Annotated in this window: 11 protein-coding genes; 9 read left to right on the forward strand and 2 right to left on the reverse strand. The window is 62.1% G+C overall.

Translation table 11 applies throughout. From position 1 onward, the window contains the following. Positions 1-25 precede the first annotated feature (25 nt). The 7 genes from G6N42_RS06900 (at position 26) to G6N42_RS06930 (ending at position 8,727) form a co-directional block, all read left to right on the forward strand. The gene (locus tag G6N42_RS06900; protein WP_174262026.1) at positions 26-1,645 is read left to right on the forward strand and encodes a fatty acid--CoA ligase; all 1,620 of its coding nucleotides are present in this window, start codon (positions 26-28) and stop codon (positions 1,643-1,645) included. 38 nt (positions 1,646-1,683) lie between these two features. After that, the gene (locus G6N42_RS06905) at positions 1,684-2,829 is read left to right on the forward strand and encodes an acyl-CoA dehydrogenase family protein (RefSeq protein ID WP_014213371.1); all 1,146 of its coding nucleotides are present in this window, start codon (positions 1,684-1,686) and stop codon (positions 2,827-2,829) included. 46 nt (positions 2,830-2,875) lie between these two features. After that, positions 2,876-3,934: a BtrH N-terminal domain-containing protein gene (locus G6N42_RS06910; RefSeq protein WP_014213370.1), complete on the forward strand. Its 1,059-nt coding sequence runs from the start codon at positions 2,876-2,878 to the stop codon at positions 3,932-3,934. Positions 3,935-4,027: 93 nt separating this feature from the next. Beyond that, entirely contained in the window at positions 4,028-4,438 is a 411-nt protein-coding gene (locus G6N42_RS06915) for an SCP2 sterol-binding domain-containing protein (RefSeq protein WP_005061088.1), read from the forward strand. Positions 4,439-4,588: 150 nt separating this feature from the next. Continuing rightward, complete coding sequence (locus G6N42_RS06920) at positions 4,589-5,695, forward strand: NDMA-dependent alcohol dehydrogenase (RefSeq protein ID WP_014213369.1); 1,107 nt, start codon at positions 4,589-4,591, stop codon at positions 5,693-5,695. A gap of 168 nt (positions 5,696-5,863) precedes the next feature. Then, positions 5,864-7,063: an acyl-CoA dehydrogenase family protein gene (locus G6N42_RS06925; RefSeq protein WP_014213368.1), complete on the forward strand. Its 1,200-nt coding sequence runs from the start codon at positions 5,864-5,866 to the stop codon at positions 7,061-7,063. 356 nt (positions 7,064-7,419) lie between these two features. Continuing rightward, positions 7,420-8,727, forward strand: a complete 1,308-nt coding sequence (locus G6N42_RS06930) for an ISL3 family transposase (RefSeq protein WP_041302566.1) — start codon at positions 7,420-7,422, stop codon at positions 8,725-8,727. A 150-nt stretch (positions 8,728-8,877) separates the two neighbouring features. Here G6N42_RS06930 and G6N42_RS06935 read toward each other — a convergent pair whose 3' ends face one another. Beyond that, a complete protein-coding gene (locus G6N42_RS06935) occupies positions 8,878-9,618 on the reverse strand; it encodes a creatininase family protein (protein WP_014213366.1) in 741 nt (246 codons plus the stop codon). Continuing rightward, complete coding sequence (locus G6N42_RS06940; protein ID WP_232076095.1) at positions 9,615-10,703, reverse strand: NsdA family TPR-like regulatory protein; 1,089 nt, start codon at positions 10,701-10,703, stop codon at positions 9,615-9,617. Before G6N42_RS06940 ends, G6N42_RS06935 begins: the two co-directional genes overlap by 4 nt. Positions 10,704-10,982: 279 nt before the next feature. Between G6N42_RS06940 and G6N42_RS06945 the strand changes: the two genes are divergently transcribed. Together G6N42_RS06945 and G6N42_RS06950 are read left to right on the forward strand one after the other, a co-directional pair. Beyond that, positions 10,983-11,321: an SCO3933 family regulatory protein gene (locus G6N42_RS06945; RefSeq protein ID WP_014213364.1), complete on the forward strand. Its 339-nt coding sequence runs from the start codon at positions 10,983-10,985 to the stop codon at positions 11,319-11,321. Between the two features lie 93 nt (positions 11,322-11,414). After that, on the forward strand, positions 11,415-12,848 hold the full coding sequence (locus tag G6N42_RS06950; RefSeq protein WP_163727773.1) for an FtsK/SpoIIIE domain-containing protein: 1,434 nt from the start codon (positions 11,415-11,417) through the stop codon (positions 12,846-12,848). Positions 12,849-12,885 lie beyond the last annotated feature (37 nt).

Below are 12,885 nucleotides of genomic sequence, written 5' to 3' on the forward strand. Positions count from 1 at the left end.
AGGGCCCTGCACGATGCAAAGCACAATGCAAAATGTTCCCCTCACGGTGTCGGCGATCGTCCAGCATGCGGCAGCCATACACGGTGACAGCGAGGTCATCACTCCGACCGGAGATGGGTATCGTAGGACGCCCTACCGCGGTGTGCTGCCGCGCGTAGCTCGACTCGCCAACGCACTGCGCAGCCTTGGCGTCACGGCAGACCAACGCGTGGCCACCTTCCAGTGGAGCAACCAGGAACATCTGGAGGCCTACTGTGCGATTCCCTCCATGGGAGCGGTCCTGCACACGCTCAACATTCGTTTGGCCCCGGAGCAACTCGCGTACATCGCCAACCACGCGAGCGATCAGATCGTCCTAGTCGACGGTTCGGTTGCCCCGTTGTTGGCGCGCGCGCTCCCAGCGATGGCGTCGGTGCACACCGTCATCGTCACCGGAGAGGGCGACCTTGCCCCGCTACAGGGATGCGGGAAGACCGTTCTGCGTTACGAGAAAGTACTTGCCGGCCAGGAAGAGTCATTTGAATGGCCTCGGCTCGATGAGCTGTCGGCCGCGGCCATGTGTTATACGAGCGGCACCACCGGAGATCCCAAAGGCGTCGTCTACAGCCACCGTTCGACGTACCTTCACTCCTTGACCGCCTGCACAGCTAACGCTTTGTCAGTCAGCGAGGCCGACCGTGTCCTGGCCATCGTCCCAATGTTTCACGCCAATGCGTGGGGGCTTATCTACGCAGCGTTGATGTCCGGTGCGGATCTGGTGCTGCCTGACCGGTATCTCCAAGCCGAACCGTTGGTGTCGATCATCGAAGACACCAGGCCGACCGTGGCCGGTGCAGTGCCGACGATCTGGAACGACGTCGACCGATATCTGGATTCGCACCCTGGGCGGGACATTTCTTCGCTACGGCTGGTCGCGTGCGGGGGATCTGCTGTTCCGCTTTCCTTGATGCGGGCGTTCGAAGAGAAGTACAACGTGCCCATTGTGCAGGCATGGGGTATGACCGAAACCTCTCCGCTGGCGACCGTTGCACGTCCGGCTAGCAGAGCCGACGCGACGCGACGATGGGAGATGCGCGCATCCCAGGGCCGGCCGATCTGCGGTGTCGAAATCCGGTTGCGGGACGACGACGGGAAAGACGTGCCGTGGGACGGGCAATCAGTTGGGGAAATTCAGGCGCGTGGCCCTTGGATTACCGGTTCTTATTTCGGAGACAACGATACGGAGAAGTTCGACGAAGGATGGTTGCGTACCGGTGATGTGGGCAGGATCGACGCCGAGGGCTATCTGACACTGACCGACCGCTCGAAAGACGTCATCAAGTCAGGTGGCGAATGGATCTCCACGGTGGAGCTGGAGAACACGCTGATCGGGCACCCTGCCGTGTACGAAGCGGCGGTAGTCGGCGTCGCGGACGATAAATGGCAGGAACGGCCGTTGGCGCTTGTCGTCGTCCACCCCGGAACCGACGTTGACATTGACCAACTCCGATCGTTCCTTTCGGGCAAAGTCGCCAAATGGTGGATTCCTGAGCGATGGAGCTTCGTGTCCGATATTCCGAGGACGAGCGTCGGAAAGTACGACAAAAAGGCCATCCGTGCGCGCCACTCTGCCGGTGAATACCTCATCGAAATCGAAACGTCATAACGTCAAATCCCTGGAATTCCAACAGTCGGAAGGTAATTATGTCCTCCCCAATCTCTCCCTGGATGAATGCCGAATTACTCGAGCTTCGTGACCTCGCTGCGAAGTTCTTCTCGGCCGAATTGGCGCCGCATGCGCAACGCTTTGCAGACCAGCACCACGTCGACCGAGAACTGTGGAACCGAGCGGGCGAGCTGGGCCTGCTCTGCATGTCTATACCTGAGGAATACGGTGGAGGCGGTGGCACTTTCGCGCACGAAGCGGTCGTGCTCGAAGAGCAGGCCCGCATCGGTGACAGCTCATGGGGCGCGGGACTGCACAGCGGAATCGTGGCCCACTACATCCTGCAGTACGCGACTGAAGAGTTGCGCGCGAAGTGGCTTCCCAAGATGGCGTCCGGTGAAATGATCGGGGCGATAGCCATGACAGAACCGGGGACCGGGTCCGATCTCCAGAGCGTCAAGACAAGGGCCCTCCTTGACGGTGACGAGTACGTGATCACCGGCTCCAAGACTTTCATCACCAACGGCCAACAGGCCGACCTCATCATCGTTGTTGCCAAGACAGATCCGAGCCAGGGCGCTGCGGGCATCTCTTTGATCGCTGTCGAGGCTGACCGGGCGGGATTCCGGCGTGGCAAGGTTCTCGACAAAATCGGCCAGCGCGGCCAGGACACCTCCGAGTTGTTCTTCGATGAGGTGAGAGTTCCGCGCTCGCATCTACTGGGCCAGGCTGAGGGACAGGGCTTCATTCAGCTGATGACGCAGCTGCCACAAGAGCGACTGATCGTCGCGGTGGGGGCTGTCGCAGCGATGGAACTTGCCCTGGAGCAGACGCTCAAGTACACGCGTGAGCGGGAGGCGTTTGGTCGGCCCGTCTTTGGCTTTCAGAACACCAAGTTCACGCTGGCTGAAGCCGCGACCGAAACGCGCATCGCGCGAGTGTTCCTCGACTACTGCATCGACCTGCACCTTGCGGGTCAACTCGACGTGCAGACCGTCGCCATGGCGAAGTGGTGGACCACTGAACGAGCGATGAAGGTACTCGATGACTGTATGCAGCTTCACGGCGGATATGGCTACATGACCGAGTACCCCATCTCCAGATTGTGGGTGGACCAGCGCGTGCAAAAGATCTATGCCGGCACGAACGAGGTGATGAAGGAAATCATCTCGCGTTCCCTATGACTCAGATGAGTTGCCGCCTGCACGTTAGTCACCTGGAGGAGGATTGATGGCATCGATGGTGGTGCCGTATCGCCACGACATGGGCGGCCATTGCGGATCGGGTGCCCTTCGGGATTTGACCGAATGGGCGGGGATCCGTTGGTGTGATGACACCCCGGACGAAGGTATCGTGTTTGCCCTCGGCGGGGCCCTCGACTTCTCGTATGTTCGCTCGGCGCACCTACGTCCACCGATCTACCTCGTTGGACGCAGCGCGGACCTCGAAGACGAATACTTGACCCGGTTGGGCGCGCGCTTCGAGTGCCGTTCGACAGACGACCCCGATCTCGGTTGGAAATGGGTGACCGAACAGATCGATGCCGGTACGCCAGTCATGGTGTGGACTGACATCGCCGAATTGCCCTATCTGAGAACACGTCTGAGTATGAGCCGGCACGATGTCGTGATCGTAGGGTACGACGACGACGAGGAACTCGCGTTCGTGGTCGATAACGATCGCGATACACCTCAAGCCGTGCCTTATGAGAATTTACGGAAGGCACGGGCATCGACGGGATTTCCCGTCCCCACGCGGCACACCACCTACGTGGTCGAGTGGCCCCGTGCGGCACCAGATCTCGGCAATGCTGCCCAGTCGGCCTTCCGCAGGTCCGCGGACGCGATGCAGGGTTCGTTTGTGAGCGCGCCGATCACCGAGGGCTCCGATTGTGAAATTCAGGTGCGTGGGTTACCAGGGGTGTCGACGTTTGTGGAGGACCTCAAGCGGTGGCCGGAGATCTTTGACGACGACACCCTCGACGGTGCCTTGTTTGCGCTGAGCGCCTTCATCGAAAAGGCTGGAACCGGAGGCGGTCTGTTCCGAGATCTGCAGGCACGTGGATGTCGGCGCGTCGCTGAAGAGTTGAGTTTCGAACCTGCGTTCCGAGCAGCGGAGGCTGCGAAGTCCGCATCTGAGTTGTGGACCGCTGTTGCGCACACCGCTTACGAACGCGGTGCAGATCCGCGCTCGCGAGCGAGTGGCGCGGCGTCCCTCGCTGCGCAGTTGCCGCAAACCGAACGTCGACTCGCGCAGGCGCTGAGGGAGGCAGGAAATCTACCCCTATGATTTCTGATTGCCTGCGGAGGAAATCAAACTGGGTGCGACTCAACGGATTTCTTTGTGAGTGCTTGGATTGCGTCAACAGAATGGAGATTCACGATGGCTGTCTTCGCTGATGCGGAAGAGGTTTACCGCTACCTCGCCGGCATCTTTCGACGAGGTTTGGAGAACGAAGACCTTGCGAACAGACTTGCCGGGTCCGGGGTGGTGTTGCGGATCCACTACACCGATCCGGATGCGGTAGTAACCGTGGATATGCCGAAGAAGGTGATAGAGACCGGCGCGGACAGTGGCGTTACACCGAATGTCGAATTGTTCATGTCCGCGGATACCGGTAACAGGTTCTGGTTGGGGAAGGTGAACTTGACCATGGCGATGGCCAAAGGAACTGTACGAGCGAAAGGTCCTGTCACGAAACTGATCAAGCTCATACCGCAGGCGAAAAACCTTTTTCCAGAATATCGGGCAATCCTCGAAGCCGACAAGCGTCACGACCTGCTCGATGTGTGATGTCAGTCCGGTACGAGCCCGGGTGCGGGCGAGCGGCCGCCGCGGCCTATAGGCGATATGCCGGGACGTCCTACAGGACAGTTCTCGCGACCACCGTGCGCGGTCGGGATAACTACTTCAGAAGCGTCATTAGATAGAAGGGATTTCAGCATGAAGACACGTGCCGCTGTTTTGTGGGGCTTGGAGCAGAAGTGGGAGGTCGAAGAAGTCGAGTTGGATCCGCCAGGTCCCGGGGAGGTCCTCGTGCGGCTGGCGGCCACCGGCTTGTGCCATTCCGACGAACATCTGGTGACCGGCGACCTCCCGATCCCATTGCCGGTAGTAGGGGGCCATGAGGGTGCTGGCACAGTCGTGGAGTGCGGTGAAGGGGTTGAGGATCTGTCCGAAGGTGATTCTGTCATCTTGACCTTCCTTCCCTCGTGCGGGCGCTGCTCCTACTGCGCGCGCGGCATGGGCAATCTCTGTGATTTGGGAGCGGCGCTGATGATGGGACCGCAGATCGACGGCACCTATCGCTTTCACGCACGAGGCGAGGACGTCGGGCAGATGTGTTTGCTCGGAACGTTTTCCGAGTACACAGTGGTGCCGCAGGCATCCGTGGTCAAGATTGACGGCGGAATCCCTCTGGATCGGGCAGCCTTGATCGGTTGCGGCGTCACGACCGGCTACGGATCTGCGGTGCGGACTGGGGAGGTGCGCGCCGGGGACACCGTCGTGGTAGTGGGAGCAGGCGGAATCGGAATGAATGCGATTCAGGGCGCGCGAATCGCGGGGGCGCTAGCAATTGTGGCGGTCGATCCGGTGAAGTTCAAGCGAGAGCAAGCGAGCGGGTTCGGCGCGACGCATGCCGCCGCCTCGATGGATGAAGCTTGGTCGCTGGTCAGCGATATGACGCTGGGCAAGCTGGCCGATGTCTGCATCCTCACCACTGATGTGGCTGAGGCCTCTTATACCGCCGAAGCGCTGGCCTTGGTCGGAAAGCGCGGACGCGTCGTGGTTACGGCCATCGGGCATCCCGACGAGTCGTCGATCTCAGGGTCACTGCTGGAGATGACGCTTTACGAGAAGCAGATTCGTGGCGCTTTGTATGGCTCATCCAATGCGCCACACGATATTCCGCGGCTGGTCGAGCTTTACTCCGCCGGGCTGTTGAAGCTCGACGAGTTGGTCACCCGCGAATACTCCCTCGACCAAATCAATGAGGGCTACCAGGATATGCGTTCAGGAAAAAACATTCGAGGGCTCGTCCGGTTCTGAAGAGAACCATGCTCCACTGCTCGTGTTCATGTCCTTGCGCCGCTGCAGATTACACGCCGCCGAACCGCTTAGGCTGCTGCGCGTCGCGTCCTCCTTTCCCGTCCTGAGGACGGCAAGTTATTAGACACCTCGTAATCAATCATCCATCAAATTCTCTCGGAGGCTGAGATGACGGACGCTGGCACGACCATGGCAAGCGAGGATGGGGCAGCTCGTTTCGTTGTCGCCCCGGAGGTGTGGACCACGCCGGAGCGACGAGCGCTGAGTCAGATGGCGCGGTCTTTCGTCGAACGTGAAATCGCGCCGAAGCTAGCGCAATGGGAGCAGGTGGGTGAGATTCCACGCGACCTGCACCTCAATGCTGCCGAGGTGGGGCTTCTCGGAATCGGGTTCCCGGAAGAAGTCGGCGGCAGCGGCGGCAACGCGATTGACTCTGCACTGGTCACTGAGGCCATCCTGGCCGCAGGTGGGTCCACTGGCGTCTGCGCCGCCTTGTTCACCCATGGCATTGCCCTTCCCCACATTGCCGCCAATGGCTCCGAAGCCCTGATTGAACGATATGTCCGTCCGACGCTCGCAGGAAAGATGATCGGCTCGCTGGGCGTTACCGAGCCTGGGGCAGGTTCAGATGTCGCGAATTTGCGCACACGCGCAGTGCGCGACGGCGACACCTACGTGGTCAACGGAGCAAAGACGTTCATCACCAGCGGAGTTCGGGCGGACTTCGTTACTACGGCGGTACGCACCGGCGGACCGGGTTACGGTGGAGTTTCATTGCTCGTGATCGACAAGAATTCGCCTGGATTCGAAGTGTCCCGCCGATTGGACAAGATGGGATGGCGATGTAGCGACACCGCCGAGTTGTCTTTCGTCGACGTTCGCGTACCGGCTGAGAACCTGGTGGGGGCAGCGAACAGCGGGTTTTTGCAGATCATGCAGCAATTTCAGGCTGAACGGCTCGGCATCGCTGTCCAGGCGTACGCGACGGCGGGTCGGGCTCTCGATCTCGCCAAGAGTTGGGCGCGGGAGCGTGAAACGTTCGGTAGACCCTTGACGGGGCGCCAGGTCATTCGCCATAAGCTTGCCGAGATGGCTCGACAGGTCGACGTGGCGTGCACCTACACCCGTGCGGTCATGCATAGGTGGCTAGCGGGGGAGGATGTTGTTGCCGAGGTGTCGATGGCCAAGAACACCGCTGTGTATGCGTGCGACTACGTGGTCAACGAGGCGGTTCAGATCTTCGGTGGGATGGGCTACATGCGTGAGTCTGAGATCGAGAGACACTATCGAGACTGCCGGATTCTCGGAATAGGCGGCGGCACCAACGAAATCATGAACGAGATCATCGCCAAGCGTATCGGACTCTAGCTACTTGATCCCAGTAAAGAAAGTTCTCACACCGCAGGTCAGGCGTTGTCCGCGCCCGCCGGCACGGATGTAGTCGCGGCTGGGTCAACGGGGGCCGGCCGGGTTGGCCGAGGACAGCGTTGGCACTATGCGGAAGCCGTGCTGTTCGAAGTCACTGCCTGCTGCCAGTGATTGATCCGATCAGAGCGCGCTCACTTTACTGGGTCTTCCGGAAATGGAGTGCAGGTGAGCGTGGCGGTTAGCCGCGATTGCAGGTCGTGTCGGTGAGCTGAAACGGGCCCCGGCAGGCAGAGGATGCAGGTTCTCACACCATTGCAGATCTGCCACCGGGGAGCCCTGTGCCTGACTCTACGTCGTTGCCTGCTGCTGTTGTCGCCGACACGATCGTGCGCACGGTCGAACTCGGGGTGACGATCACCGATGCCGCCGTCGACGCCGAGGCCACGGTGGTGTTCTGCAATCTGCTCGACGACGGCCGACGGCAGTGCCCCGGGTGTGGTGTCGACGGCGTCTACCGCGACACCGTGATCCGCCGGGTCACCGATGTGCCCGTGGTCGGGCATCCGCTACGACTGCACGTTCGGGTACCGCGCTATCGGTGCGTGGCCGCCGACTGCGAGCGGGAAGTGTTCGCCCACAACACCGATCGCCTCGCGCGCCGCGGGTGGTCGACCACCCGGCGCTGTGCCCGCTACATCTGCCGCCGGCTGATGATCGACCGGGCCACCGTTGCCGCCGTCGCGCGGGAATTGGGTCTGTCATGGGACACCGTGAACACCATCGCCGTCAACGCCACAGGGATGATCGTGGCTGCCGACATCGGCCGGCTCGACGGGGTCCGGGTGATTGGCGTGGACGAGCACCGCTGGTCCCATGTCCGTCGGGCCGGTGAGGACGGTTACGTCACGGTCATCGTGGACCTCACCGCGGTGCTCGAGGGCACCGGCCGGGCGCGGCTACTCGACCTGGTCCCTGGGCGTTCGGCTGCCGCGCTCAAGACCTGGCTGCTCGCCCAAAGCCCAGCGTTTCGGGATCGCATCGAGGTCGTTGCCATGGACGGGTTCGGCGGTTACAAGACCGCCGCGGCCGAGCAGGTTCCCGAGGCCACCTCGGTGATGGACCCGTTCCACGTCGTCGCGCTGGCGGGTCTGAAGTTGGATTTGTGCCGCCAGCGCATTCAACAGCAGACCCAGGGGCATCGCGGCCGCACCGGGGATCCGCTCTACGGGGTGCGCCGCACGCTGCGCACCCGCTACCCGCTGCTCAGCACACGCCAAAAGACCCGGCTGGAAACCGTTTTCGCCGACGAGAACCACCTCAGCGTCGAGGTCTGCTGGGGCTTCTACCAGAAGATGATCGCCGCCTACGCCCACCCCGACCGACGTCGCGGCAAGGCCATGATGACCACGACCATCACCACGCTGCGCAGCGGCGTTCCCGAACAGTTGGAGGAATTGGCCCAACTCGGGCGCACCCTGTGGCGCCGCCGCTCCGACGTACTGGCCTACTTCGACCACCACGCCTCCAACGGCCCCACCGAAGCCATCAACGGCCGCCTGGAAGCCCTACGCCGCAACGCCCTCGGATTCCGCAACCTCACCCACTACCGAATCCGCTCACTGCTGCATTGCGGCAACCTCGCCCACCAGATCGACGCACTCTAAATCCGGAAGAGCCACTTTACTGGCTGCTTGGGGAGCGGCGGACGGAGGGCGAAGCGTAGCGACCGGCGCGGACGGGAGCGCTAGCGGACGGGAGCAGAGGGAGCGTAGTGAAGCCCGCAGGTAGCCGCAGGCTTGCACGCGAGAGCCTAGTTATTGGCGCTCTTGGTGTTGGGGCGCTCCGGTCAGCAGGGTGATGAGGGCGGCGGCGTTGCGGCCGAGGTGATCGAGCAGGGCGTGGCCTTTGGCTTCGGTGGCCCGAGACGGGTAGCCGATGACACCGGTGGGGGTGTAGGCGCTGATGCCGACGGTGGTGAGGTAGCGGCGGTCGCTGGCGCTGTGATCAGTGGTGTCCCACCCGTTGCGCAGGTAGCGCGGGTATGTGGCGAGCAGGATGGAGGTTTCTAGTTCGCCGGCATGCATGTCGTCGTGGTTGGTGCTGGTGATCCCAGCGGCGGTGCGGGCTTCGGTCCAGTCTTCGCGACTTGGATAGAGTCCCACGTTGATCGGAGTGGCGGCCTGGTTGGCCTGCTGCACGACGTTGGTGAGTACGGCGTTGCCGCCGTGGGCGTTAACGATGACGAGTCCGTGTACTGCCTGCTGGGTGAGTGACTGGGTGATGTCGTTGATGACGGCCGCCAGTGTGGTGGCACTGATACTGACTGTTCCGGGATAGGCAGCGTGCTCGTGGGAGCATCCGAACGTGATCGGTGGCAGTTGGAAAACGTCGTGATGCTGGCTGATTGCCGTTGCGATGGCGCAGGCGATGAAAGTGTCGGTACCGAGGGGTAGGTGGGGGCCGTGCTGTTCGAAGGAGCCGATCGGTAGCACTGCCACGGTGTTGGTGGCGGCGGGATCCTTGGTGTTGGTGTCGGGGATGATGTGGCGGCTCATGTATGGGCTCCTTGGGTGGCTTTCTTGATGCGCGCGGCGAGTTCTTGCAGGACAGGATTCGTGTCTCGCCGTCGACGGTCGCGGACGAGTTTGCCTGCCTGAGCGAGGTGTCGGCGCGCTCGTTGCGATGGCGCTGACAGGTAGGCGGGGATGGCGGTGTCAGCTAGTGCAAGTGCGAGGCGATAGTCGCGGATCGCGATGTAGGCATGGAGTAGTCGCATGTCGGCGACGGCGCGGTCGCGGTGTTGTTGTGAAGTCCATTCGGTGTGGTGGTTGGTCAGCAGCTCAAGAGCTTTCTCAGGACGGCCGAGGCGTAGATATCCGGATGCGATATCACTGGCTACGTAAGCGGCATGGGCGTATGGAGCCCGGTCATTGGTGACGGGCTCGATGTCGCCGAGTTCGAGGGCCTCGGTGGCGTGGCGGTAAAAGCCTCGTTCGTCTTCATTGTGCAGGGCCGCAAGGGCCTGCTGGCGGGCGATGCTGGCCGTCAGCCGCCCTGCGTCGCGGCCTTCGATGAGATCGGCGGCGTCGGTTACGAGGTCGACGGCCAAGTTGGCGTCACTGCGCGTCAGAATGTTCGATTGCCGCATAAGGATCATCGCACGCAGCTCGGGACTGGCCGCCCTGAGATGCAAGAACGCTTTGTGCGTCAGCGTTTGGGCAGCCGAATGATCGCCGAGGTCTTGGGCGATCCAGCCAGCTACTTCGGCGATGGTTCCCGCAGCTTCTGCCATGGCACGTTTGAGCCGGCGGGGCGCAGTCTTGATCAGCGCTTCGACGGTGTCGAGATCACGCTCGACCAACGGCCGCGCGTGCTGGGCGCCGAAGGCGTGGTCTGCCTCGATGTGTGCAGCCCGCTGCGCGCTGATGACCGACAAGACTTCCTCGTCGACAGGCAATTCCAGAAGCAACGGGTGTGGCAGCGGTGATTGGGTCGGCACGCTGAAGATCTCGTCGGGATCGCGGCCGAAAACGGCGGCAAGGTCCGCCCGCCACATTTCCCCGAATGGGCCGCCACGTTCGATGCTGATGATCATCTGACGCAGTGATTCGCGGGGTGGAACATCGCGGTCACTGCGCATTCGGCGAACGTTTTCGACCTCGGCCGCAAGTTCTTGGAGACTAAATCCATATTCCAGGCGGGCACGTCGGAGCCGCTGCGCGTTGAGCGCATGGTGTGGGTCGACTGCCGCCATCTTCTGATCATGCCTCACACATCAGCGCAGGTCAGCCGATCGTGCGCGTGCCGCGCTGTTACTGGCTCTTACTGGCGGTGGCTTCCGGCGGTTGCTGTCGACGGGCTGTTCTTGGATTCGCGGGCACCAATGACCGCAGACGAAACAAGTAAGGACAGCACAGCAATGCGATTGAAGATCGATACATCAGCAACCCAGTTCATCGTGACCCGGGCGCCCGAACCCCGGCTGAATTTCGAGACAGGCAGCCCCAAGGTTGACACCAGCACCGGGCTGCCGCTGTTTGCGACGCAACTCCTCGCCCTCGACGACACCGGTGGTGAAGTACTCAATGTCACTGTCGCGGGTGACCCGAAACTGGCTGTTACTCAACCGGTCTCGGTTTCCGGATTGGTGGCGATCCCGTGGGCACAGGGGGATCGCAGCGGTGTGGCGTTCCGCGCCGACGCCATCACCGCGATCGTGGCCGGGTCGAGTGACCAGGCGTCGCGCGCACCGAAGTAAGCACACGGGACTGGGGCGTGTCACTGGCATGGTGTCACGCCCCACCCGGACCCATTCATCCTCACATCACAACGGCGCCGGAAGGTAGTGGTTATGGCTTCAAACAACAAGGGCACCAACAACACCCAGTCGAGCGATGACGAATGGATCGAAGACCTCATCGTCTCACTGTTCAAGGCGGCGGGGTATCTGCTGTGGTGGGCGATCTTGTTTCCCGCCATCAGCATCCCGATCATCGCCTGCATCGCGGTGGCGATCACTCATGGGGTGCGTCCAGGACTGATCGCGGCCGCCGTGGTCAGCATCGGGTACATGGCGTGGGCATGGCTGGATCACCGATCGTTTCACGCTTGGGTGACCGGGCCGGTGCGCCGGCGCTGGCTGACGTGGTGGCGCTACACGCGCAGCTGGAACTTGGTGTGCGCCCTGCATGGATTGACCGCCAAGCTCGGCGAGCGGACTCTAACACCGGCACTGCAGTCAGTGCAGATCGGCGTGCGGTCCGATGTGCTCCGGTTGCGAGTCGTGACCGGCCAGTCATTGCAGGACTGGCACAAACAGGCCGAGGCGCTGGCTGCGGCGTGGCGTGCCGATCGGCTAACGATCACCGCCATTGCGCCAGGAGAACTGCGGATCACCCTGATGCGTGGCGACGTGCTCGCCGAACCGATCGCCCTACCGATGCCCACGCCAGCGACCATCGTCGATCTCACGTCCGTGCGGGTCGGGATCATGGAAAGCCGCAGCGGGTGGCAGCTGCCGCTGCTGGGGCATCATATCCTGGTCGCCGGGGCGACCGGTGCAGGCAAAGGCAGCGTGCTGTGGTCACTGATCGCGGGCATTGCCCCCGACTTGCGAACCGGACAGGTGAGGTTGTGCGTGATCGATCCCAAAGGGGGCATGGAACTTGGAGCCGGAGCACCGATGTTCGCGGTGTTCACCCACGATGCCACTGACCCCACTTTGGAGTTGCTGCGCCAGCTGGTGAAGGTGATGCACACGCGGGCAAATCGGCTGCGTGGTAAAACGCGCCTACACACCCCCACACAGGCTGAGCCGTTGTTCGTAGTGGTGATTGATGAAATCGCCGCACTGACTGCGTATGTGACCGACCGCAAGGTCCGCACCGAAATCGAACAGCTCCTCGGCCTGCTGCTCTCTCAGGGCCGAGCCGTCGGGATCTCAGTAGTGGCCGCGGTCCAAGACCCAGCCAAGGACACCCTGCCGGTGCGGCAGCTGTTCACCGTGCGAATCGGGTTGCGGCTGACCGAAGCTACCCAGACCGCGATGGTTCTTGGCCAGGGAGCACGAGATGCGGGTGCGGAGTGCGACCGGATCTCTGATGCGACGCCGGGTGTCGGGTACATGATGGTCGATGGCACCGGTCAACCGGTGCGGGTAAGAGCATTTCACGTCACCGACTCCGATATCAGCAATCTGGCCGCACGATTCCGGCTACCGTGTGGCGCGAACCGCACCAACCAGTCAAATGGCGAGCGCGGCGATACCGACCGGGGTCAACGGTGACTACTGCAACGTCCGCGGTTGTGCTGGCGTTACCCGG

This window comes from Mycobacterium gallinarum, assembly GCF_010726765.1.
GTDB lineage: Bacteria > Actinomycetota > Actinomycetes > Mycobacteriales > Mycobacteriaceae > Mycobacterium > Mycobacterium gallinarum.

What these genes read in the sequence shown, in the direction of transcription:
- G6N42_RS06940 (WP_232076095.1), bottom strand. Translation starts at nt 10,703, where the DNA reads ATGCGCAGTGACCGCGATGTTCCACCCCGCGAATCACTGCGTCAGATG.
- G6N42_RS06905 (WP_014213371.1), top strand. Translation starts at nt 1,684, where the DNA reads ATGTCCTCCCCAATCTCTCCCTGGATGAATGCCGAATTACTCGAGCTT.
- G6N42_RS06950 (WP_163727773.1), top strand. Translation starts at nt 11,415, where the DNA reads ATGGCTTCAAACAACAAGGGCACCAACAACACCCAGTCGAGCGATGAC.
- G6N42_RS06945 (WP_014213364.1), top strand. Translation starts at nt 10,983, where the DNA reads ATGCGATTGAAGATCGATACATCAGCAACCCAGTTCATCGTGACCCGG.
- G6N42_RS06925 (WP_014213368.1), top strand. Translation starts at nt 5,864, where the DNA reads ATGACGGACGCTGGCACGACCATGGCAAGCGAGGATGGGGCAGCTCGT.
- G6N42_RS06900 (WP_174262026.1), top strand. Translation starts at nt 26, where the DNA reads ATGCAAAATGTTCCCCTCACGGTGTCGGCGATCGTCCAGCATGCGGCA.
- G6N42_RS06920 (WP_014213369.1), top strand. Translation starts at nt 4,589, where the DNA reads ATGAAGACACGTGCCGCTGTTTTGTGGGGCTTGGAGCAGAAGTGGGAG.
- G6N42_RS06915 (WP_005061088.1), top strand. Translation starts at nt 4,028, where the DNA reads ATGGCTGTCTTCGCTGATGCGGAAGAGGTTTACCGCTACCTCGCCGGC.
- G6N42_RS06910 (WP_014213370.1), top strand. Translation starts at nt 2,876, where the DNA reads ATGGCATCGATGGTGGTGCCGTATCGCCACGACATGGGCGGCCATTGC.
- G6N42_RS06935 (WP_014213366.1), bottom strand. Translation starts at nt 9,618, where the DNA reads ATGAGCCGCCACATCATCCCCGACACCAACACCAAGGATCCCGCCGCC.